The organism is Mediterranea massiliensis (assembly GCF_900128475.1).
Classification (GTDB): Bacteria; Bacteroidota; Bacteroidia; order Bacteroidales; family Bacteroidaceae; genus Bacteroides; species Bacteroides massiliensis_E.
Genome location: NZ_LT635836.1, coordinates 473,749 through 497,605 on the forward strand (window position 1 = coordinate 473,749; position 23,857 = coordinate 497,605).

The window sequence follows — 23,857 nt, forward strand, 5'->3', positions numbered from 1 at the left end:
TAACAGACCCTAATTAACATTCCTAACACATTAACCTGTTTTAACCGCGAGTGCCCAACAAATTAACTGAAAGGATATTCCAAGGCTCCATTTTACATATTAAAACAAAACATTCCGTCTTGTCGTTTGCAAAATTAATAAAAAATTAATAATTCCGTTCACAAACTCGCATCATATTGACCAGTGCAGACGAAAAAACCGCCATTCTCCCGTTAAAAGGAGCAGGCGGTTTTAACAATTATAAAAACAGATGAAATGAAGTTTCTTTATTCGTCTGCCTGTTTAGCTTCAAATTCCTTAATCAACTTGTCTTGGACATCACCCGGAACAAGTTCATAGCTGGCAAACTTCATGATGAACGAAGCACGACCACCGGTCAATGAACTCAATGCGGTTGAATAAGAAGACATTTCCTTCAAAGGAACTTTTGCAACCAGTTTTTCATATCCGGCCTCGCTACTCATGCCCATAATCATGGCACGACGTCCTTGCAAATCACTCATCACATCACCCATCTTATCGGAAGGCACAAATACCTCTACATCATAGATAGGCTCCAGAATCTTCGGACCTGCATTCTTGAATGCCTCACTGAAAGCATTGCGACCAGCCAACATGAAGGAAATTTCGTTGGAGTCAACCGGATGCATCTTTCCATCGTACACAATGACACGCACGTCACGGGCATACGAACCAGTCAACGGTCCCTGCTCCATACGTGACATAACGCCCTTCAAAATAGCCGGCATGAAACGCGCGTCAATGGCACCGCCAACCACACAGTTGACAAACACCAGCTTGCCACCCCACTCCAAAGATACTTCTTCAGTGCCCTTGACATTCATCTTGAATTCCTGGCCATTGAACTTATAAGTATCGGGGGCAGGCATACCTTCATAATACGGCTCTACAATCAGATGGACTTCACCGAACTGACCGGCACCACCCGACTGTTTCTTATGACGATAATCGGCACGGGCCGCCTTCGTAATGGTCTCGCGGTAAGGAATACGGGGTTCTTCAAAGATAATAGGCAGTTTTTCATTGTTCTCCAAACGCCATTTCAACGTACGCAAATGGAATTCGCCCTGGCCGTGAACAATCGTCTGACGCAACTCTTTCGACTGGTCGATCACCCACGTCGGATCTTCTTCGTGCATACGGTTCAGAATAGCCATCATCTTCTCGGTATCGGCTTCATTCACCGGCCTGATGGCACGTGAGTATTTCGAATTGGGATATTTGATAAAATTGAAACGGTTTTCCGCTCCCTTACCATTCAGTGTATTACCCGTATGAACATCTTTCAGTTTGACAGTACAACCGATATCACCGGCTACCATTTCTTCCACTTTAATGCGGTTGGCACCCGCACAAGCAAAAATCTGGGCAATACGCTCTTTGGATCCACGATCGGCGTTGGTAAAGTCATCGCCTTCATGAACCTTGCCGCTCATCACCTTGAAATACTGTACATCACCGATATGGGGTTCTACAGCGGTCTTGAAGAAATAGAGCGATGTGGGAGCATTGGGATCGGGTTTCACGATTTCACCCCGTGTATTGTGGACAGGAGGCATTTCATCTACAAACGGAACAACATTTCCCAAGAATTCCATCAAACGGCGAACGCCCATATCCTTTCCGGCACAGACACAGAATACCGGGAACATGCCACGAGCAGCCAATCCCTTACGGATACCTTCGCGCATCTCGTCTTCGGTCAACGAATCCATCTCAAAGAATTTCTCCATCAGGCCTTCGTCATGTTCAGCGGCAGCTTCTACCAACACTTTATGCCAAGCTGTTGCCTTTTCCATTTCTTCGGCTGGAATATCTTCGATGGTCGGAGCGCCCCCTTCAGGTCCCCAAGAATATTTTTTCATCAGCAACACATCAATCAATGCATTAAAATTCGGGCCCGTAGAAAGCGGATATTGTACAGGAACCACTTTGGATCCATAAATGGACTTCAGTTGCTCGAGTATCATGTCGTAATCGCACTTTTCGTTATCCAACTGGTTTACCAGGAAAATGACCGGTTTACCCAGTTTCTCGGTATAACGGAAATGATTCTGCGTACCGACCTCGGGACCATACTGGCCGTTCAACAACAGGATGGCCGTATCTGTAACATTCAGAGCTGTCATGGCCGCACCTACAAAATCGTCGCTACCCGGACAGTCGATGATATTCAGTTTTTTACCATTCCATTCTACATGGAAAACGGTGGAAAACACAGAATACCCATATTCCTGTTCCACCGGAAAGTAATCGCTGACTGTGTTCTTGGCTGTAATTCTGCCACGACGTTTTATAATACCACTCTCATAGAGCAGCGCTTCTGTGAGAGTGGTTTTTCCCGAGCCATCATTGCCAAGAAGAGCAATGTTCTTAATTTCATTCGTCTGATATACTTTCATGATATATAAGATTTAATGTGAATACTCAGCATGCTTATGCATACCCTTATTTTGTGAGGCGCAAATTAGAAATTTATTACAAAATAAACAACGAACCAGCAAATGTTACTAAACTATGTTATTCAACACATTAAACAAAAAAGGAGGATAAACTACAACGGGCCATCCTCCTTTCAAGTTTATTTTCTGCAACTTAATGAATCGTTCACTTCATTGAAACGCTGTGCCACACAGGTGTCAGGATGAAAGAAAATTCATAATTGCCATAAGGAATCTGATACTGTGGCAACGGCCATGCTCCCCAGCTGTTCACACATCCAAGCCCCATCTGCACCTTGTCGATACACAGATTGGTCAAATCCGCCTGTTCCACTTCGGGAGAGTGACGCTGGTCCTTGTCCCAACCGTCGTCCAGCGAATCAATGGTATAGTGCAAAGCTGAAGCGGAGAAAGGTGCATCAGCCACCACCTGCAAGCCACAACCGGCTGCATTCAGCTGTTTCCACCAGCGGATATCAGTCTTGGTACCCGTTTCCTGCGGACGAATGTAGGAATAGAACTGTTCATCTACTGTCTGGCGATAGAGACCCAAATTGGTAGAATGGTTACGGTCAATATAGTTTTCTACCGGACCACGGCCATAGTATTCAATCGTCTCGAACGACTTGGGCATCTGTACTTGCATACCGAAACGGAACATCGGAGCTACCTTGGCCTGAGTATCGGCAGTCATCTTCTGTGTAACCTTAACAGCCCCCTTGTTATTAATAACGTAGGTCAATGACAACTTGGCCGAAACTTTCTTCATGTCATAATCTGCATTGACTACCACCATATCGTTCTCTACATTCCACTTGAAGGAAGTCAGCTCGATGCCCGGTTCCTTCCACACAGCAAACTTGCGTTGCAGTCCGGCACCCATATCGTTGTCGGTCGGAGCACGCCAGAAATTAGGCGTCAACTGCGCGCCTTCGTTCAGCATTTCCGTACCCGCTACCTGATAGCGCGACAGATAACCTGTATGCTTGTTGAATTCCAGGCGGAAATCTTCCCCGTTTACAATCAAATAATTCCAGTCATTTTCCTGAACCTCAGGTACGACAGTGGCCACGTTCACTTCCTCGACATTCTTCAATTCCATGTCAGGAGCCTTATACGGATTCAAGACCAATTGATCCTTAGCCACTACAAAACCGGCAGGAAGCAAACCTTCACGATTCTTCAGACGGTAGGACACATTGAGCACCCATTCCTTGCATTGGCATACCTTGCCCAGTTCAAGCTTTACCTTCGCCGTCTGCTGGGGAGCCACGTTCAATGTCTCCACTCTGCCACTACGAACAGCCTTTCCATTGGCCAGAACTTCCCATTCCATATAATAAGCCGACAGGTCACGGAAGAAGTTTTCGTTATGTACATTCACTTCACCTTGAGCCAGATTGGCCGGAGTCGTCCAGATATTCTGGTAGAAATATCCAACTTCATACATGTGGGGATTGGGGTTACGGTCGGGACTGATCAGACCATTGTCACAGAAGTTGTTGTCGGACCCATCAAAGCGATTGAAGTCACCACCGTAAGCATAAATGCTGACGCCATCTTTCCCTGTCCAACGGATGGACTGATCCACAAAGTCCCAAATGAAACCTCCCTGCAAGGCAGGATACTTACGGATCAAGTCCCAATATTCCTTGAAACCACCTTGAGAATTACCCATCGCATGTGCATATTCGCACTGAATCAGCGGTTTTTTGATGTCCTTGCGCTGGGCATATTTTTCCATATGGGCATAGTCGGCATACATCGGACAATAAACATCGGTAAATTCGTTGCCATGAGCTTGCTCATACTGCACGGGGCGGCTCGGATCTTCCGCTTTCACCCAATTGTAGGCCGCTTCAAAGTTCGGACCGAAACCGGCTTCATTGCCTAATGACCAGAAAATGATGCTGGGATGGTTAAAACCACGCTGAACATTCCGTTGGTTGCGTTCCATGTGGGCTTTCTTATAATCTGCACGCTTGGCCAAAGTCTCATCACCATAACCCATACCGTGAGACTCGATGTTCGCTTCAGCCACGACATAAATACCGTATCGGTCGCACAAGTCATACCAAAGGTTGGCATCCGGATAGTGGCAGGTACGGACAGCATTGATATTGAACTGCTTCATGATCTGAATATCCTGCAGCATCCGTTCGGGTGAAACGACATAACCTCCATCCGGATCCAACTCATGACGATTGGCTCCTTTGAAAAGTACTGCCTGGCCATTGACCAGAATCTGCCCGTTCTTCTGTTCAATCTTGCGGAAACCGACTTTTACAGGAATAACTTCCTTACTGCCCTGCATCGAAGCACGCAACGTATACAGATAGGGAGTCTCGGCCGTCCATTTGAAGGGATTTTCCACATTCAAGACCACCGAACCGCTTCCTTTGGCCGTAGCAGACGCAACCTGTTTGCCGGTTGCATCCAACAATTCCAGACTGACATTGCCACTGCCCTTCAGAGTCAGTTCAACGTTCAGAGAACCATTCTTGTATTCTGCATCCAAGTCGGGTGTCACACGGATATCTTCAATGCGTTTCTTGTCGCGAGCATAAAGATAGCAATCACGTCCCACACCGCTGAAACGGAAGAAATCCTGGTCCTCCAGATAGGTACCGTCACACCAACGGAATACCTGAAAAGCAATCAAGTTCTTTTGTCCGGGCTTCAGGTAAGAAGTCAGATTGAATTCTGCTTCCAGCTTGCTGTCTTCGCTATAACCTACATATTTCCCGTTGACCCACAGATACATGTTGGATGTCACCGAACCGAAATGAGCAATGATATCCTTTCCTTTCCACGAAGCAGGAATGACAAACTCACGACGATAGGAACCTACATGATTGTTCTCGACAGGCACCTGCGGGGGATTGTTCTTGAACTGGTTGCGCCATGCATAGCCTGTATTTACATAAATGGGATCACCGTATCCGTTCAATTCCCAAACGGCCGGTACCTGCAAATCGTCCCAGCCACGGTCATTATAGCCGACCTTCCAGAAGTCGGTAGGACGGGAATCGGCATCCTTTACCCAGAAGAACTTCCAGGTGCCATTCATTGTCATGTAATTAGCTGACTGATTCATTTTGCCTGCCGCAGCCGCTTCTTCCGACTCATAGGCAAAATAATTGGTGTGCATCGGGGCACGGTTGACGGCATTCACTTCCGGATCCTGCCATTCCTTGAAAGACTGCGCACCAGCACTTACGGCCAAAGCGGCAAACAGTCCTGTAATAAGTTGTTTCCTCATGATATATTAAATAAATTTATGTTTGTAGCGACTTGTCCAAAAAAGAGATTCTTGTACAAGCCGCTACAAAGATAGGAGTATTGTGATTACAAATAGAAGAATTATATTGCAATTATGATAGAAAATTAATGCATTTGCAACCGATATACCCCAAACGAACGTTCAGGAAGTTGCAATTCCAGCGACTGGCCTTCCACTTGTACCGGACGCACACGCGGAACCAGCTTTTCCTGCTCCAACGTATTGACCGCTTTCCAATCATCGTTTTGCAAATAAGTACAAGTACCCGATACCATACGATGTTTCTTCAGACCGTTGAAGTTGATTTTCACGTCAGCGGGTTTCGAACCTACATTCACCAATTTCAAAATAACCTCACCCGTCGGAGCATCCAACGCAGCCGTCGCATAGAGACTGTCCTGTCCGGCCACCGGTTCACCATTCATCTGCAGGCGGAGTACATCCGTACCGGCATTCATACCATACATCTGCTGTACATAATAGTTAGGGGTACGCATCATCCGCAGATTGTCGAACCAAATGAGGTCGGGATTCCACTGCCAGGCATCCACATGAGCAAACAAGGGAGCATATGTAGCCAGATGAACCACATCGGCATTGCGCTCCAAGCCGGTCATGAAAGCAGCTTCAGACAAGGCCGCATACAAATTGTTGGCTTTCCCGGTCGGATAGTCATGAGCAGCGTATTCGCCGGCAAAAACCTTCGGTCCCTTGCGGTCGTATGAATCATACCGTTTCGCATTCTCCAGAAACCATTCAGGCTTCATGTAATAGTGCTCGTCGACCAGGTCTACTCCCACCCGCTTCATTTCGGGCCACAGATAGTCAAACTTGTCTCCCGAAGCACTGGGACCGGACGAGCCAATCACCTTGATATCCGGATATTTCTCCCTGATAGCTTTGGTAAAGACTTCCAGACGCTCTACATACACTTTATCCCACTGTTCGTTGCCCACAGCAATCATTTTCAGATTGAACGGTACCGGATGCCCCATCTCCGCACGAACCTTGCCCCAGGTTGAATTGACGTCTCCGTTGGCAAATTCAATCAAGTCCAAGGCATCCTGTACGTATGGATCGAGCTCGTCCAAAGGAACCACTTCGTTGCTCTCGTACTGGCAGGAAAGGCCGCAGCTGACTACCGGCAACGGTTCGGCACCAATGTCTTCACTCAACAGGAAGTATTCATAGAAGCCCAATCCCAAACTTTGAAAATAATCGGGAAACGCTTTATGCTTGAACGTATAGTTCCAGCGGTTTTCGTTCAGAGGACGGTTTTCCACAGGCCCTACCGAATTTTTCCACTGATAACGGGTAGCCAGACTGTTGCCTTCAATGATACAGCCACCCGGGAAACGAAGCACACCGGGATTCAAGTCATACAAGGCCTGAGCCAAATCTGCGCGAAGTCCGTTTTCACGTCCTTTCCAAGTTTTGACCGGGAAAAGAGAAATATGGTCCATATCCACTGTACCCTTCGTTTCCAGAACAATGCGCAAACGGGCATGGGCATCGGTAAAGGGAGACTTCAGAATGACAGTCTGCTTCTGCCATTCATCACCCTTCACTTCCACCGTCTTTTTCAGCGGATTGGAACCATCCTTGCGCACCAGTTCCACAGACAATTTCATCGGAGCTGCGTCCGGAGTACGGGCATAGACCGAAAAACGATATTCCTCCCCTTCCTTCAGACCGATACCGGTAAATCCCTCATTATCGAGTCCGGCCCGAAGCAAACGTCCGTCATTCACCACACGCACATAGTGAGGATTCCGTTCAAAGCAAGGCTTCTCACTCTGCACACTCACATTTCCAAAAGGCACCCAACCTACAAATGGCTGAGGAAATTCAAAAGAACGGTTCTTCACCAATTCGGCATACAAACCTCCGTCGGCACCAAAATTGATATCTTCAAAGAAGATGCCATACATGGTAGGCTGTATCTCGGCTGTCGGTTTCGAAACGTCAACAGTCATGACATGCTGTTGCGCCTGCAAGCCAATAGCCAGTGACAAAGCCACAATAGTCGTTATTTTCTTCATAATAAAAATATTTAATGATTAAAGAATCCATTGTCTTCCTGTTTCTCCGCTTTCTGCGGAAGAGCCGATGACGCGCCGACCTCTATGGGAAGCCAGACTTCCATGTCTCCTTCGCCCCGATGAGCCCAGGCATAATAAGGTATCAAAGTCAATTTGACATCCCTTACAGCCAACTTGCCGGCAGCATCATAACTGAGTGCCTGTGCATCGGTCGTTATTTCATGTATGCCATAAAGCAGGTCCGGTCGCTCTTCCACTTGGAATGCAGGATGCTGGTTCAGCAAGATGTTGTGAACATTGAAATCATTGTCTGGCCATTCTGCACAATAGACCAAAGGGCCTCGTTCGACGGCCACACGACCACGGTCCGCTTCTACCTTTCCGTTGGCTTTGACTATGCGGGGCTTCATGTCAAAATTTACTTCAACCACATCACCCTTTTTCCACTTGCGGTCAATCAGCAAATAGCCTTTCTGCAATTCTCCGGCGACAGGTTCGCCATTAACCGTTACCGTATATCCCAGTTCCTGACCATCGGCATAACGATACAAATCGCTGGGCAACACAGCCCCACGCACCCAGCCGGGAATACGCAGATGCATCGTAAACGGCAGATTGCCTTGAGCCACCCGAATGCGGATGTCTCCATTCCAAGGATAGCCGGTTTCTTGCTCCAATACCAATTTTTTCCTGTTCACCTTCAATTCGGCACGGTTACTCAAAAACAGATTGACGTATACCTGGTCGTCCTTCACCGCATAAACGTAACCGGGCAACGAAGGAATGAATCGACAGATATTGCTGGGACAACAAGCGCAACCGAACCACGGCTTACGGCTATACCCACCTGTCGAGGCCAACGGATTGGGATAGAAGAACGAACCGCCGTCGAGCGAAACACCGGAAATCAGCCCGTTGTACAGCGTCCGTTCGAGCACATCAAAGTATTTGGCATCGCCATGCAACAGAAACAGACGATAATTGACATACACATTGCCAATGGCGGCACAGGTTTCATTATAAGCCGAAAGGTTGGGAAGCTCGTAATTGTCACCGAAAGCCTCTCCGGCGTGACGGGCTCCGATGCCACCGGTAATATAGATTTTCTTACCGACAATATTCTCCCAAATCCGATCCACCGCCTTGATATAAGATGAGTCGCCCGTAATGGCTGCTACGTCGGCCATACCGGCATACATATACGTGGCGCGGACGGCATGTCCTACCGCCTCATCCTGCTCCAGTACCGGTTTATGAGCCTGACTGTAGGCATCCTTCCGGCTCGTATATCCACGGGCATCCAAAAAGAACTTGGCCTGATCCAGGTATTTCCGGTCGCCGGTTACCAGATACAGCCGCACCAGAGCCATTTCGGCAATCTGATGTCCCGGTACGAGTTTTTTTTGGTCGGGACCATTTCCGATGGCCTTGCAGACACAATCGGCATACTTGATGGCTATATCCAGAAAATTCCGCTTTCCGGTTGCCTGATAATGGGCAACAGCCCCTTCCACCATGTGTCCCAGATTATAAAATTCATGACTGAGCTCTTCCACTTTCGACCAACGCTCGGGACCGGCCCAATCGTGTGGATGCTTCGGATTCATCGTCCGCGCCGTATACAGATAGCCGTCCGGCTCCTGAGCTGCCGCCACGATGACCAGCACACTGTCTATGTACTTTTCCAGCTGCTTGTCAGGATAGGTCTGCAACGAATAACTGGCACCTTCGATGGTCTTGTAGACATCCGTATCGTCAAACGAATATCCTTCTACCTTATACTCATCACTGGGATGGGCCGCTTTCACAAAATTCTCGTAACGGCCTGTTTCCTCGCATTTGCTGAATGCCAGCGGGATGGTCACTTCCCGACTGGCCTTGAGCCGTTGCCCCCAAAAGCTGTCTGTCACCTTGACCGAAGTGAAAGGTACCGGATCAATGGGATAACCCGAATGCAAATCCGTTTTCTGTGCCGCCAAACTACCTGACAACAACGCCATTGCGGTCCATACATATATTTTCTTCATATCATCGATTTTTCTTTATTAACCATTTTATTTCTTCAATGTCTGCCCGATACGGATAACCGTCAACGAATAGGCCGGCAAGGTATAGGCAAAGTCTTTGCCCTGTATTTCAAAAGACTCCGTTACGGGACGCACATGTTCATCCGCAGGACGACCTGTCAATACCGTCTTCTGCGCCTTCGAGCCATCCAGGCTGATGCCATCCAACTTGACTTGCGAAGTGACCTCCACCGGCAACATATTCACCAGTTTCACAATGTAGTCACCTGTTACAGCGTCTTTCACCGCCGACACCCCGATCCGTTTCCGCACGGCATCCTGCCGATTGTCCAGCCGGATGGTGGAAGTGAAGTATTCATTTCCGGCATTCTGCCCGAACAGTTGCTGGGTGTAGTAGTCGGGGGTAAGCTTCACTTCCCCGTTATTGAAATATATCAGGTCGGGACGCCATTGGGTATGTCCTTCCTTGGCCAGCAAAGGCGCATACGATGTCATGGTCACTACGTCGGCGTTACGTTCCACCGCTGTCAGATACAAAGCCTCGGACAAGGCTGTCTCCAGGTTGCTGGGACGACCGGGCAGATGGGCCGCATACTCGCCCAAATAGACTTTCGACTTGTGGCGGTCGTACCGGTCGTAAAAATCCTGGTTATGAATGAACCAACCCGGAGCCACATAATAGTGTTCGTCCACCATCGGCACCTCCAGACGAGTAGCCAGTTTCCAGCCCTCGTCATAGTCCGTACCTTCGTAGAACGGCCCTACCGTACCGATAACCGTCACTTCGGGATATTTCTCGCGGACAGCGTTGTAAATCATCGTAAACCGCTCTTCAAAGACTTCGGTAATCAGGTCTTCGTTGCCGATGCCGATATACTTCAGATGGAACGGTTCAGGATGTCCGGCTTCGGCGCGCTTCCGTCCCCACTCCGTCTTGCGGGCATCTCCGTTGGCATATTCAATCAGGTCGAGCACATCCTGCACGTAAGCGGGCATTTCGTCCATCGGAATGCCTCCCTGCTGGCCGTTGCAGCCAAGTTCATCCTTGGAATGATGGCTGCACGTACCGGAATTCTGGCAAGGAACGCCGGCCGCAACCACGGGTACAGGTTCGGCACCGATATCCTCGCAGAACTGGAAATACTCAAAGTATCCCAATCCGCGTGTCTGATGATATCCCCACAGATTGCGCAAAGGCTTGCGGGCCTCCAGCGGACCGATGGAGCCCTTCCAGTCGTAGATGTTGTCAATGCCGTCGCCATGGGCCACACAGCCGCCGGGGAAACGCACAAAACGCGGATGCAGGTCGGCCAACGTTTGGGCCAGGTCGGCACGAAGTCCGTTCTTACGTCCCTTGAACGTCTGCTGCGGGAAGAGTGAAACCATGTCGAAATGATAGGTTCCGGCCTCCTCGGGACGGAGAGCCAGTTTTGCGGCAGCCACATCGGCCTTGGCAACCAGTACCGCTTTCTGCGTTTTCCATTTCGGGGAAGTCACCTTGACGGAAGCCATCCCGACCGTCTTCCCGTTCTCATCCAACAGGCTGACTTCCACCTTGCCTCCCTTACTGCCCGCCGCAATCCGCGCAAAGCAGGAGAAGTCATACTTCTCCCCCTTCTTCAAGGTAATTCCGTCGAATCCGTCGTTCTGCAAAGCTGCTCCGGACTGCTTGATATCCAATACGGCATAATGCGGATTGTTTTCATGAATGGGAGCATCCGTAGCGACCGAGAGGCTTCCCTCTCCACCGGCTACGCCCCAGGCATAGTCACTGTTCCACTTCTGATGCGAACCGTCTTTCGGCGAATATTCAAAATCGCGGTTCTGTACCAGCTCGGCATACAGGCCACCGTCGGCCGCATAGTTGATATCCTCAAAGAAGATGCCTATCAGGTGGTCGCTGATAGCCTTCCCTTCCGAGGCATGTACCTCAATGGAGGCCGTCACCGGCTTCAATCCGGCAAAGCGTACAGGATCCTGTTCGGCCCGTTCGTCATACAACTGTTGCCGATACTTCTTGTGCTCGGCATAGCGGATCAACTGTTCCACAACCGCATAGGGCACCCGTTGCATCCAGCCGTCCGCCTGTTTACCGTCCACCGTTACCTGTACAGCCTTGGTCGGGAATGCCGAAGCCGGCTCATATTTCCGCCGGTCGGCCTCGGTAAAATAACTCTGCGCTCCCCACTTCAGCAAGTCGGGCGAAGCGGCATGTGCCAACACCTTTCCGCTGCGGGTAGCCGTCCATACACAATGCCACGACCCGTCGGACGCATTCTGCCACAGATGGGGGGCAAACATTTTCTTTTCACGTCCCCAAGGGCCAAAATCGCATTTCACGTAATCGTACCCGTCGGCCACGGAAAGCCATTGCTCCCCGTCGGGACTCCATGCAAACCGCAATCCGCTCTGTCCGTCAGCTCGGGCGTACGAGAAAAGCGATACGGAGTCGGGGACGTTCGTCACCTTGTCCGTCTCCGCCTGTAAGGGGAGCACCGCTCCCGTCATCAGGCCGAAGACGAATCCTAATCTTACAAGTCTATTCATGGTATTCTTATATATATAGAATGTTTGTGTTCGGGGCGCTCAGCCGCTCACTTCACCAACACCGCGCCACCCTGGGGCTGAAGTGTCAGCTGGAATTCTCCACCGGCCTTCACTTTCTGTTCCTTCAGCTGCGGCTGCATCTTCTTGTCGTCCGTATAGGCAGAAACCGTAGTTCCTCCCAGTTCGGGGAAAGTCAATTTCAGTTTCAGCACCTCCTTTGTGGCATTGACGGCTGCCAGGTACCAGCGGTCGCCATGCCGGCGGGCCAGCACGACATACTTGCCCGGATAGCCGTCGATGAAGCGGGTCTCGTCCCAGGTCGTAGGAACCTGCTTCATAAAGTCCAGACATACCTGCGAAGCATCGATCAAGTTATTGGGAGCCAGCGCGAAATTCTGAATCGGATTCTGGAAGAGCACAGCCGTTGCCAGCTCGAAGACATCCGACGTCACACGCTTGCTGCCGCCGTCGTTGCCGCGGTTCAGACGTTTGTTCAGGAAGGTACCTCCAAACTCCATGCATCCCACCGTGTTGCGGATGAACGGATGCAGACAGGCATTGAAGGCCTCGTTGTCACAGAAGTGCTGCTGGAAAATCAGATTTTCGGATGCCAGCACCGCTTCGCTGCCCACATAGTTGGGATACATCCGCTCCCAGCCGCGGGGCAGGGTGCAGCCGTGGAAGATGACCATCAGCCCATGGTCGTCGGCATCGCTCAGCACGTCTTCGTAGAGACGCATCGTCTCCTGCTTGTCACCACCCCAGAAATCTACCTTGATGCCCTTCACGCCCAGCTTCTGCATCCATCGCATTTCCTGCTTGCGGACGATGGCGTTATCCATCTTGTTGGTCGGGCTTTGGGTGATGTCGTTCCAATAGCCACTGGAGCTGTACCACAGGAACACGTCCACCTTCTTGCTCTGTGCATAGGCGATGAGCTGCTCCATGCGTTCGTAGCCGATATTCTTGTCCCACCATGCGTCAATCAAGACATATTCGTATCCCATCTCGGCAGCCAAGTCGATGAAACGCACCTGGTCGTCGTAGTTGATGCTGTTGTCCTGCCACAGAATCCAGCTCCAGGTGCTGCGGCCGAAGCGATAGTCGTGCTCCGTCTCGTAGCGCGGTGTCACCACGTCCCAAGGCACGGTAGTCTCCACAATGGGTTTCAGCGTAGCGCCCACCGTCAGCGTACGCCAGGGCGTGCTGCCCGGAAAGGAGAAGGCGGGCTCCACCGTCCCGTTGCCGTTGTTTTCCTCGGGCATGGGGAAGGCAATCCGATAGAGGCCGTTGTCCGCGTCGCTCAGGTGCGAACCGCAATAGCGGCTGTCCACCCCCGTCTCGCTGACCAGCACCCAGCCGTCATCGCCCACACGGAACAGGCAGGGGAACGTATATCCGTGTCCGTACTGCGAACGTTCGCTCATCGGGGCATCGGCCTTGTATTCTTCTTCGTAACTGGGCTTGGTCCGCTTCCAGCCGATCATGGCATCGCTCTGCGGACAAAGGAAGGTCGTAGTCTGCTGGGGGAAACGGAAGCCTGTAGCCTCCTCCATCACCCGCACACTGCCCGTCTCACCCTGGCGGGGCAGGGTGTAGCGGAAGGCCACGTCGTTGTTGCTCACGCGGAAGGTGACTGCCAGCCGCCCGCCGTCGGTATTGGACAGATAGCAAGTCAGTTCGTTGGCTTGATAATGGATTTGGGAAGTCTTGATACGGGTCTGCCGATAGACGGTGTCTATCCGGCAAGTGTCATATTTGACCAGAGCCAAACCCTTCGAGAAGTCACCGGCATTGGTCTGCATGCCGAGAGGAGAATTTTCGAGCATCTGCTTGCCGTCGTAGGTCACGGAGTAAGTCATTCCTGTCTCGCCGCCACCGGCAACCGACACTTGCAGCCGTCCGTCGGGACCGGCCACCTGTACTTGTTGAGCCATCGAAGCCACTGCCGCCATCAGCAGGGCCAGAGTCGTTTGAAGTTTCTTTTTCATGGTGTTTCTATTCTTAGCAGGTTATATATTTCAGGGCCTTGCGTTACAAGGCTGAGTTCCCGTCGATTTTCCTTGTAACGTTTTATTGAGTGTCAAAAATACACATTTAAATTTATACGCACAAATATATCTGCTAAAAAAAGAAAAAACAGGCCGAAATCAGGACAGCATCCTCCCTGATAACAACATTTTTAAGGAAATGTGGGAGGAAGAGCGGACAGTTTCTTACATTTGCATTATTTTAAGCAAGGAAACAGACATGGCAGGCATCTACATCCACATACCTTTCTGCAAGACGCGGTGCGTCTATTGCGACTTCTACTCCACCACGCGCAACGACCTCAGGCAACGCTACATCGGGGCCCTGTGCAAAGAGCTCACCCTGCGTCGCGACTACCTGCAGGGCGAGGCCGTCCGTACCGTCTACTTCGGAGGCGGCACGCCTTCGCAACTCGAGGAGCAAGATTTCCTTCAGGTCTTCAATACCCTGTCCGATGTCTACGGCCTCAGCTACTGCGAAGAGATTACCCTTGAGGCCAATCCCGACGACCTGACCGAGGAGTACGCAGCCATGCTCCGCCGCCTGCCCTTCAACCGCATCAGCATGGGCATCCAAACCTTCGACGACGCCACCCTCCGTCTGCTGAACCGACGCCACAACGCCCGGCAGGCCATCGAAGCCGTGGAGTGTTGCCGCCGTCACGGCTTCCACAACATCAGCATCGACCTCATCTACGGCCTGCCCGGCGAAACGGACGAACGCTGGGAGCGCGACCTCCGACAGGCCGTCGCCCTCGACGTGGAGCACATCTCGGCCTACCACCTGACCTACGAGGAAGGCACCCCACTCTATCGGATGCTGCAGGCCCATCGGGTGGACGAAGTGGACGAGGACAGCAGCGTGCGTTTCTTCACCACCTTGATGGACACCCTCTCGGCCGCCGGATACGAGCACTACGAAATTTCCAACTTCTGCAAGCCCGGCCTCCACTCACGCCACAACACGTCCTACTGGCAAGGAATTCCCTACCTGGGCTGCGGCCCGTCGGCCCATTCGTTCGACACGCGCAGCAGGGAATGGAACATCGCCTCCCTGGAGAAATATATTTCGGCAATTGGAGAAAAAAACAGGTGTTACGAGAAGGAGGAACTGAGCCCGACGACCCGCTACAACGAATGCGTCATGACCTCCCTGCGTACCCGCCAAGGCATCGACCTGCCGACACTCGAGGCCCGCTTCGGCCAATCGCTTTCCGACTATTGCAACACGATGGCCGCCCCCTATCTGCGGAGCGGCAAGCTGGAGCTGCAGAACGACTACCTGCGGCTCACCCGCGAAGGAATCTTTGTTTCCGACGGAATCATCAGCGACCTGATGTTCGTAGAAGAGTGAATGCCGGTTACAGAGAGAGCGGTTATCAGCTCCCAAAAGAAGCAATGTTTGAAGGCAAAACATTGCTTCTTTTCACGTAAAAGATTGCATGTTCTGCCCCCAAACATTGCCTGAAAGACAAAGGCCCGCGGCATGCCCTGGACAAAGCATTGCTTTGCCCAGCCTAAACCATCGCTTTACCCAGCTTAAAGCATCGCTTTGCCCAGCCTAAACCGTCACTTTACCCAGCCTGAACGGACGCTTCAAGCCGGACAAACGACCGGCTAAAGCCAACGGATCATAAAATGAAATTGAACAAATAGCCCGACAGGATGATAAAAAAGGCCACGGTACCGAAGAAGATGCCTATCAGCCGCCAGGTCATCACCTTCTTGAGCAGCGTTGCCTCCGGCAGGGAAAGCCCCACCACCGCCATCATGAAGGCAATGGCGGTACCCAAGGGAATGCCTTTGGCTACAAACACCTCGATGACTGGCACGATGCCGGCCGCATTGGCATACATCGGCACGGCAAGGATGACTGAAAGAGGCACGGCAAACCAGTTGCCCTTCGACATATATTGTTCAAAGAACCCCTCGGGCACAAAGCCGTGCATGAAGGCGCCGATGCCGATACCTATCAGAATATATACAAGCACGCCGCTGACAATCCGCCAGGCATCACGGACGATGGCCGGAAGCCGCCTGATGAAGGAAGTATGCTCCTTCTCCCATGCTTCCGCCTGAACGGACGAATGGGCCTGAATCTGTTTCACCCAGTCGCTCAGATAAGGCGCGAGGCGCATCCGGCCGAGTACAAAACCGCCGATTACTCCCAGCAGGATGCCACTGACCACGTAAATCAATGTCACCTTCAGGCCGAAGGAGCCGAGGAACATGGCAACGGCCACCTCGTTGACCAGCGGCGAAGTAATCAGAAAAGCAAAGGTCACTCCCAACGGAATGCCTCCCTTTACAAAGCCGATGAACAAGGGAATGGAAGAGCACGAGCAGAAGGGAGTGATGGCTCCGAAGACAGAGGCCAGCAGGTATTGCAAGCCATACATCTTATGAGTAGTCAGATAAGTACGCAGCCTCTCTATCGGGAAGTAGGCATTGACAATCCCCATCAGCACACTGATGAAGAACAACAGTATCAGAATCTTGATGGTATCGTAAAAGAAAAAGTTTACGGCCGCTCCCAGCGGCGTGTCGGCACTCAGGCCGAACAGACCGTAAACCAGCCAGTCTGCAAAATCTTGTATCATGTTTCTATCCTAATCAATTCGTTGAAATACGAACATTGTTTCCACAATAAAGGCGGCAGATGACATAAGGGCTGTATCTGCCGCCCCTGTATCCATCACGCTCCGTTTATCCGATGCCCAAAAGTTTCTTGACGTCACTTTCCGTAGGAACCTGTCCCTTCATCTTCACCACTTCGTCTACCACTACGGCAGGCGTAGTCATGATGTTGTAGTTCATCATTTCCATGATGTCGTCCACCTTGGTCAGCTTCACATCCAGATTGTTCTCCTTGATTACTTTCTCAATGACTTGGTAGGTTGTCTTACATTTGGCACAACCCGGGCCCAATACTTTAATTCCCATATTCGTAATATATTATTAATTATTAATGTGTTTACCAATACATCATCCAACTATAATAAATGCCTATGACGACAAACAGTACACCGACAAGCAAATTCATCCATCGCTGCACCGTGCGCATTCTGCCATAGAAGCGCCCCATCTGCTGCACGCTGAATGCCAGTATCCAGGCAACGGCAAGTACCGGCAGTGCTGTAGCCACGGCAAATACGACAGGCAACAGATAACCGGCCGGAGTGGTGGCCGACAAAGGAATCAGCATACCGAAATAGAACATGCCGCTCGTGGGGCAGAAAGCCAGCGCAAAGAGTATCCCTATCAGCAGGGCTCCCCAGCCTCCTTTCCTTGCAAGGCCCTCAGCATTCCCCTTGAATCCGAATTGGGGCAGATTCAGCCTGTCACCCCAAAGCATAAAAAGCCCAATGACAAGCAGCAACGGCCCCAACAGCCATTCGCCCCACGTACCGATGGCCTTCTGGATGCCGAACATACTGGAACCTTCCCTCAGCACCAGAATCAACACTACGCCGAGTAGGGTATACGACAGGATACGGCCCAAGGTGTAGAGCAGGCCGTTTCGGAACACGCGCTTTCTGTCCTCCATATCCTTGCCGATAAATCCGATAGCCGCAATGTTGGTAGCCAGTGGGCAAGGCGAAAGAGCCGTCAGCAGTCCGAGAAGGAAGGCTGTCAGTACGGGTGTGGAACTATTGTCCAGCAAAGTCTGCAATCCATCCATGACATTGTTTTTATTTCAACATTTCACGGACCACCTTCACCACTCCGGCCTTGAACGCATCCGGCGACTTGCGGGCGTTGGCAAAAGCAAACTCCGTCAAGTTTTCTGCCGTATCCGTTCCCCCTTTGTGCTTCACCACAAACAAGGACGACCACGTCACTTCATATTTCTCCGCTATGGCTTCATTCTCTTCGAGGCTGATGTCTACCACCCGAAACTTCACTTCACCCTTCCCGACGGCATCAGCCAATTCGTTTTCCATCACTTCCCGAGTTCCCTGTTCGATGGCCATACATGTGGCACAGCGCTGCTTGCCATGGAAATAGAGTACCTCCACTCCATCCTGTACAGCCACTTCCTTCCGGGTATCATCCGCAGAAACTGAATGCTTGGCGTTTCCTCCACAAGCGACCAACGCCAAACCCAACATACACAAAATCCCGAATTTCTTCATTGTTTTCATTATCTTATTTGTATTTCGTCAAACTACGAACATTAAACGCAAAAAAAAGAGCTTACCGACAGCAGCTCCCTTCCTTGCACACGGCCTGTCCGAAGAAGTCGGCAAACATTCTCCGGGCCAGTTCCCAGTTCTCCTTGTTGATGCAATATCTCACTTTCGGGGCTTCAATCTCCCCTTGAATCAGCCCGGCATCCTTCAGTTCCTTCAGATGCTGGGAGACCGTAGCCTTGGCTATAGGCAGCTCCTCGTGGATATCTCCAAAATAGCAAGACTCCTGGGCAAGCAGAAACTGAAGGATGGCCATACGGGCCGGATGTCCCATGGCCTTGGCAAAGCGGGCCATCTTTTCCTGTTCTTCTGAATACTTCTTGCTAACCATGATTTCTGTCCTTCTTATTTGTTGTTCGCAAAACTACAAACATTATACGAATAACCCGTTATCACACCACACATTTTTCATATCTATTAAACGATTCGGGCACGAATTGCCATGAATTTCACAGATGTTCACCGTTCCATTCACGCAATCCGTGCCCGAAAAGTCCATCAGACACCTTCTTTTCCAAAGTGACAATCAATCACAAACGATTCGGAAGCCTACCGCCGTCTTCAGGCCGGCAGCCTCCGGATAAACGATATGCAATCCTTCGGCATCCTGCTTCCAATCAACCTTCTGGTCGGTTCCCATCAGTTCTACCGACCGAATGGTTTTGTCCAGCAATCCCTTGGCTGTCCCCAACGATGCAATCGTCAACCGGTCGCCCGCCTCGGGCACCTTCATGCACCAGGCATAGAGTGCCCCGTCCTTGCCTGCCGTAAAGCGGAAATCGGTATTATAGAATACATGGTCGGCCTGCCATTGCCCGATGCGTCCTCCAGGCAGCGTATTCAGCTTGCCGCCTGCGCCCTCGCCCAGCACTTTCCAGGCCGAACTTCCGTAAATGCCTTCGCCATTGCTACGCATCCACTCGCCGATTTCCTTCAGCATCTTCCCACAGGCCTCGTCCAACGAACCATCGGGACGCAAAGGAATACTCAAGCCGAACGAACCGTCACGGGCCACAATCTCAAGGAGGTAACGGATGACGGCATCCGAACTGTACACAAAGTCCGGTCCGTAGAACCAGTCGCCGACAGGTGTTTCGGCAATCCAGGCCTGGTCGTTCTTGATTCCTTCAGGAATACCCGTCTCGCACGTATTGACCGTACCGTTGGTTGTCTTCCGGAACTTGACGATGCTAAACACATCCACCTTTCCTCTGTCGGCCAGCGTACGGTTGTAGAAATCGGCGATTACACGCTGCATGGCATCACACTTGTATCCGGTACCCGTCCCCGAACCGCTGAACGGTTGCTGGTCGGTACCGTCCGTGTAAATGAAGTCCGGCCGATACTTGTCTACCGCATCCATCATGCGCAAGGCCCACCACTTGGCGTACCATTTGGCAAACTCCAGATGGCCGCTGAAGATACCCGGTTTGGGGGGAGACCACAGGGAATTGGCAGCCTCGGCTACCGACTCATACTCCCTCAGATTGACGCCATACAGATAACGCGGATCCAGTCCTTCCCACCATTGGCCCTTTCCGTCCTCCAACGTCAGGTTGCCATCGTAGGGAACGCCGGCCTTATCACCCTTCGTATCGCTCTGAAAAGCTGTCTGCCACCACCACCAGGAATATTCATGATGGAAAGTGATGCCGAAACGGATGCCGGCTTCCCGGGATGCCTTCTCCCATTCGCCCATGAAATCGCGTTTGGGCCCCAACCGGGTCGAATTCCAAGGCTGATACTTGGAGTTCCACATGTCGAACTGATCGTGATGTACCCCCTGTATAATTAAGAACCGAGCTCCGGCATCCTTGTAGATATCTACCAAAGCCTTGGGACTGAACTTGGCGGGATTCCAGTCGCGCAACACTTCCTTATAACCCACTTCCGAGGGGTGCCCGTATTCCTTCAAGTGGTTCTCATAAGCGAGGGTACCCTCCACATACAGTTTCCGGGCATACCAGTCGCCACTCTCTCCGGCCGATTGCGGACCAAAATGTACCCATATACCGAACTTTGCATCGCGCAGCCAGTCCGGAGTCCCCGGATAGTTGGCTTCTATCGAATTCCAAGTCGGTTCGTATGGCCCCGCGGCAACGGGCAAATCCAACTTCACTTCTGCAAAAGTATCCACATCGCCCATCGGCACCGAGTTCTCGGGCAAAGGCTTGTGGACAGACGGCATCGGTTCCAGCTCATAATCGACCCCGGAGATGCCCTGAGGTTTCTGAGTGCAGGAGCAGATGCACGCTCCCAGCACAATACTGCTTACAATTATTGTTCTTTTCATATCCAATCCATTAATCTGTTATAGCAGAAACAGGCTTCACCCTTACTACAAATCCTCCACGCGCATTACACTGACAGGCAGTAGGAAGATGCCCGTTCTCGACTTCATCCACACTGATATTCCAAGGCTGCCCGGCAGAAACACCGTCTGCAAACGTTGTTACCTGATAGGTACCTTCCGGCAGGAAAGACCAATCCATCACCAAGGCATTGGAATGGTCGGTTCCATTCAGCCCTCCGACATACCACACATCGCCCTTCCGACGCGCCATGACCACCGATTCACCCGGATAGCCGGAAAGCAGACGGGTATCATCCCAGGCAGTCGGCAGTTCACCCATAAACTGACGAACGGCTTCGGGCTGGGCCAAATAACTTTCCGGACGGTCGGCCCAATGTTGCAATGCCGACTCGAACACCACCGACAAGGCCAGCTCATGGGCATGGGTCGTGATATGCGGATGCTGGGAGTCGGAGAAGGTACAGGGAGTATAATCCATCGGCCCTACCACATTGCGGGTAAAAGGCAACGTGGCATTGTGGGCGGCGGCTTTGTCGGTCAGCACAGGCTTGTTGTTATACCACTCGGCTCCATACACCCCTTCGGCCGACATGAAGTTGGGATATGTGCGCTGCCAGCCACGGGGGATGGTGGCTCCGTGGAAGTTGACCAGCAAATGATATTTGGCCGCATCTTCCAGCAAATCGATGCAATAGTTCATCGTCTCCTGCGTATCTCCGGCAAAGAAATCTATCTTGACACCGGCCACCCCTTTCTTGTTCAACATGGCATATTCCCTGTCGCGGTCTTCCGCCTTGTTCAGACGGAACAACGGCCCAGCCTCGGGCGAGGCCCAAGCCGTGGAAGAGTTGTACCACAACAGCACACGGACTCCCTTGCTCCCAGCATAGCGCAAAGCATCGTCTATCGTTCCGCCGTTCTCCATGACATCCCATTCCCAGTCAATCAGGACATAAGGCAAATGAAGCTCGGCTGCCATGTCGATATACTTCTTGACAATCTGATAATCCTTCGACCCATGGTTGTAGGCCCAGTAAATCCACGACACACTTCCCGGCCGAATCCAATCGGTATCCGTGAGGCGGCAAGGCTCGCTGACATCTGTCACCAGCGTCGACTCGACAATATCTGCCAGGCTCCCGACAATCAATACCCGCCACGGCGAATGCCAGTCACCGGAGACAGGCCGATGGTTTTCAGCCGGAACGACCTGATAGTCTGTCGACACTTTGCCATTCGCCAAGGAAGAAGCACTGTGATACCGCTCGATTCCCGCTTCGGTAATCAAGGTCCAGACTTCTTCATCGGCCTGCACAAGTGCAGGATAGGCCCAATGACGGTTTTCCTGTTGGCCGGTAGTCGACATCGGATAGAAGTCCTCGTAAGAAATGTCATACTTCTGCATCCAGCGCCTGGTCCCTTCGGGGATACGATACGTTGTCCGCTCGTTTTGGATAGAATCGCGTTCCAAGCCTGCCAGCTCATAGCGGAAAGCTACTCCGGCGTTGTACAAACGGAACCTGACTCCAAGCTCACGGCCCAACGAGTCGGTAAAGGTATAAAGATACTCGGAAGCCTCGTTGCTGCAATTCCGTTTTTTGCCCGTCAGCATCGTATAGGATTCGGAAATCCGCTGTGGACCGGCTACAGATTTCAGCCGCAGGCCGTTCCCCTTCAGGGCATTGCAGTCTACTCCCACCTGCGAAATGTCGATGACCCGATGTTCACGTCCGGCCGTATCCAGACAGGTGACCATAAAAGAGGGCTGGCCCGACGGAGATTCTGCATATTCCAAACCGATCTTGCCATTGGGAGAATGGCAAGAACTATTATCTGTACATGCCACCCAGCATACAGCCAGCAGGCATATCATAAAACATTTGTTCAATACCTTGAAATTCATAAGCCGCTATATGTTTCCCTTTTAAAATTTCACCAGAATGCGGAAGACCTTACCCGGTTCGGCAGCCCAACGCTCCATCGCCTCGGAAGCTTCTTCGGGCGGCACGACGGCCGATACGAATTTCTCTATCGGGCAGCGGCCCTCCTTCATGTAATGGATAACAGCCCGGAAGTCGGCAGGCAGTGCATTGCGCGAACCGCGGATATCCAGTTCCTTCTGCACGAAGAGTTTCGTCTGGAAGGCCACTTCGCTCTTGGCGTAGCCAATGCAAATGACACGACCCGTGAAGCCGACCACGTCGACAGCCATCACATAGGTAGCGGGACTGCCCACAGCCTCAATCACGACGTCGGCTCCCAGTCCGCCGGTAAGCTGGCAGATGCGCTCGGCAACCTTCTCCGTACACGAATTGATGACATACGAAGCACCGAAAGTCTTGGCCAAAGCCAGCTTCTCATCATCCAAGTCAATGGCTATAACCGTTGCCCCGCGCAAGGAAGCACGGATGACGGCACCCATGCCTACCATGCCGCAACCGATGACGACCACCCACTCGTTGTCCACCACCTGTGCCCTCGACACGGCATGGAAACCTACGCTCATCGGCTCTATCAGGGCACAGTCGCGCGGGGAGAGGCCCTCGGCCGGGATAATCTTGGTCCACGGCAAGACGGCATACTCACACATCACGCCGTTGCGCTGGACTCCCAGCGTTTCGTTGTGCTCGCAGGCGTTGAAGCGACCGTTGCGGCATGAGGCACACTTGCCACAGTTGGTATAAGGATTCAGCGTCACACTCATTCCCTTGACCAAACCGGCAGGCACCTCAGGACCGATGTCCTCAATCACCGCCCCGACTTCATGGCCGGGGATGACGGGCAACTTCACCATCGGATTACGTCCGAGATACGTGTTCAGGTCCGAACCACAAAAACCTACATATGCTATCTTTACCAGCACTTCACCGGCATGCAACACCGGCCGTTCCACCTCTACCACCTTCATGTCCGAAGGGGCTGCTATCTGAACTGCTTTCATCTTTTTCTCCATTCTTTT

The 23,857-nt window shown here is 51.6% G+C and carries 15 protein-coding genes; 1 reads left to right on the forward strand and 14 read right to left on the reverse strand.

Annotated elements, in window-relative coordinates:
• Positions 1-266: 266 nt before the first annotated feature.
• The 6 genes from BQ7483_RS06700 to BQ7483_RS06725 all read right to left on the reverse strand — a co-directional run bounded on the left by BQ7483_RS06700 (position 267) and on the right by BQ7483_RS06725 (position 14,352).
• Positions 267-2,423, reverse strand: coding sequence for an elongation factor G (locus BQ7483_RS06700; protein WP_022020408.1), 2,157 nt, complete (start codon positions 2,421-2,423; stop codon positions 267-269).
• Positions 2,424-2,628: 205 nt separating this feature from the next.
• Positions 2,629-5,724 carry a beta-galactosidase, LacZ type gene (locus BQ7483_RS06705; RefSeq protein ID WP_072545313.1) on the reverse strand — a complete coding sequence of 1,032 codons (3,096 nt, stop codon included), beginning with the start codon at positions 5,722-5,724 and terminating at the stop codon, positions 2,629-2,631.
• Between the two features lie 125 nt (positions 5,725-5,849).
• Positions 5,850-7,787 (reverse strand): alpha-L-arabinofuranosidase C-terminal domain-containing protein, encoded by a 1,938-nt coding sequence (locus BQ7483_RS06710; protein ID WP_072545314.1) that lies wholly within the window; start codon positions 7,785-7,787, stop codon positions 5,850-5,852.
• An 11-nt stretch (positions 7,788-7,798) separates the two neighbouring features.
• Positions 7,799-9,814 (reverse strand): glycoside hydrolase family 127 protein, encoded by a 2,016-nt coding sequence (locus tag BQ7483_RS06715; RefSeq protein WP_022020404.1) that lies wholly within the window; start codon positions 9,812-9,814, stop codon positions 7,799-7,801.
• A gap of 27 nt (positions 9,815-9,841) precedes the next feature.
• On the reverse strand, positions 9,842-12,322 hold the full coding sequence (locus tag BQ7483_RS06720; protein ID WP_235847322.1) for an alpha-L-arabinofuranosidase C-terminal domain-containing protein: 2,481 nt from the start codon (positions 12,320-12,322) through the stop codon (positions 9,842-9,844).
• A gap of 86 nt (positions 12,323-12,408) precedes the next feature.
• Positions 12,409-14,352: a glycoside hydrolase family 97 protein gene (locus tag BQ7483_RS06725; protein ID WP_022020402.1), complete on the reverse strand. Its 1,944-nt coding sequence runs from the start codon at positions 14,350-14,352 to the stop codon at positions 12,409-12,411.
• Between the two features lie 259 nt (positions 14,353-14,611).
• Here BQ7483_RS06725 and hemW point away from each other — a divergent pair, with 259 nt between their 5' ends.
• Positions 14,612-15,745 (forward strand): radical SAM family heme chaperone HemW, encoded by a 1,134-nt coding sequence (gene hemW / locus BQ7483_RS06730; RefSeq protein ID WP_072545315.1) that lies wholly within the window; start codon positions 14,612-14,614, stop codon positions 15,743-15,745.
• Between the two features lie 277 nt (positions 15,746-16,022).
• On the opposite strand, the gene BQ7483_RS06735 is transcribed toward hemW, so the two are convergent.
• The 8 genes from BQ7483_RS06735 to BQ7483_RS06770 form a co-directional block, all read right to left on the reverse strand.
• Positions 16,023-16,991: a permease gene (locus tag BQ7483_RS06735; RefSeq protein ID WP_022020400.1), complete on the reverse strand. Its 969-nt coding sequence runs from the start codon at positions 16,989-16,991 to the stop codon at positions 16,023-16,025.
• A 106-nt stretch (positions 16,992-17,097) separates the two neighbouring features.
• Complete coding sequence (locus tag BQ7483_RS06740; RefSeq protein ID WP_022020399.1) at positions 17,098-17,334, reverse strand: thioredoxin family protein; 237 nt, start codon at positions 17,332-17,334, stop codon at positions 17,098-17,100.
• Between the two features lie 31 nt (positions 17,335-17,365).
• The gene (locus tag BQ7483_RS06745; RefSeq protein WP_022020398.1) at positions 17,366-18,073 is read right to left on the reverse strand and encodes an aromatic aminobenezylarsenical efflux permease ArsG family transporter; all 708 of its coding nucleotides are present in this window, start codon (positions 18,071-18,073) and stop codon (positions 17,366-17,368) included.
• A gap of 10 nt (positions 18,074-18,083) precedes the next feature.
• Positions 18,084-18,527, reverse strand: coding sequence for a nitrophenyl compound nitroreductase subunit ArsF family protein (locus BQ7483_RS06750; protein WP_072545316.1), 444 nt, complete (start codon positions 18,525-18,527; stop codon positions 18,084-18,086).
• 61 nt (positions 18,528-18,588) lie between these two features.
• Positions 18,589-18,915 carry an ArsR/SmtB family transcription factor gene (locus BQ7483_RS06755; RefSeq protein ID WP_072545317.1) on the reverse strand — a complete coding sequence of 109 codons (327 nt, stop codon included), beginning with the start codon at positions 18,913-18,915 and terminating at the stop codon, positions 18,589-18,591.
• 195 nt (positions 18,916-19,110) lie between these two features.
• Positions 19,111-20,877 carry an alpha-L-fucosidase gene (locus BQ7483_RS06760; protein ID WP_072545318.1) on the reverse strand — a complete coding sequence of 589 codons (1,767 nt, stop codon included), beginning with the start codon at positions 20,875-20,877 and terminating at the stop codon, positions 19,111-19,113.
• Between the two features lie 10 nt (positions 20,878-20,887).
• On the reverse strand, positions 20,888-22,771 hold the full coding sequence (locus tag BQ7483_RS06765) for a glycoside hydrolase family 97 protein (RefSeq protein ID WP_139247556.1): 1,884 nt from the start codon (positions 22,769-22,771) through the stop codon (positions 20,888-20,890).
• Positions 22,772-22,822: 51 nt separating this feature from the next.
• Positions 22,823-23,839: a zinc-binding alcohol dehydrogenase family protein gene (locus tag BQ7483_RS06770; RefSeq protein ID WP_072545465.1), complete on the reverse strand. Its 1,017-nt coding sequence runs from the start codon at positions 23,837-23,839 to the stop codon at positions 22,823-22,825.
• Between the last annotated feature and the right edge of the window lie 18 nt (positions 23,840-23,857).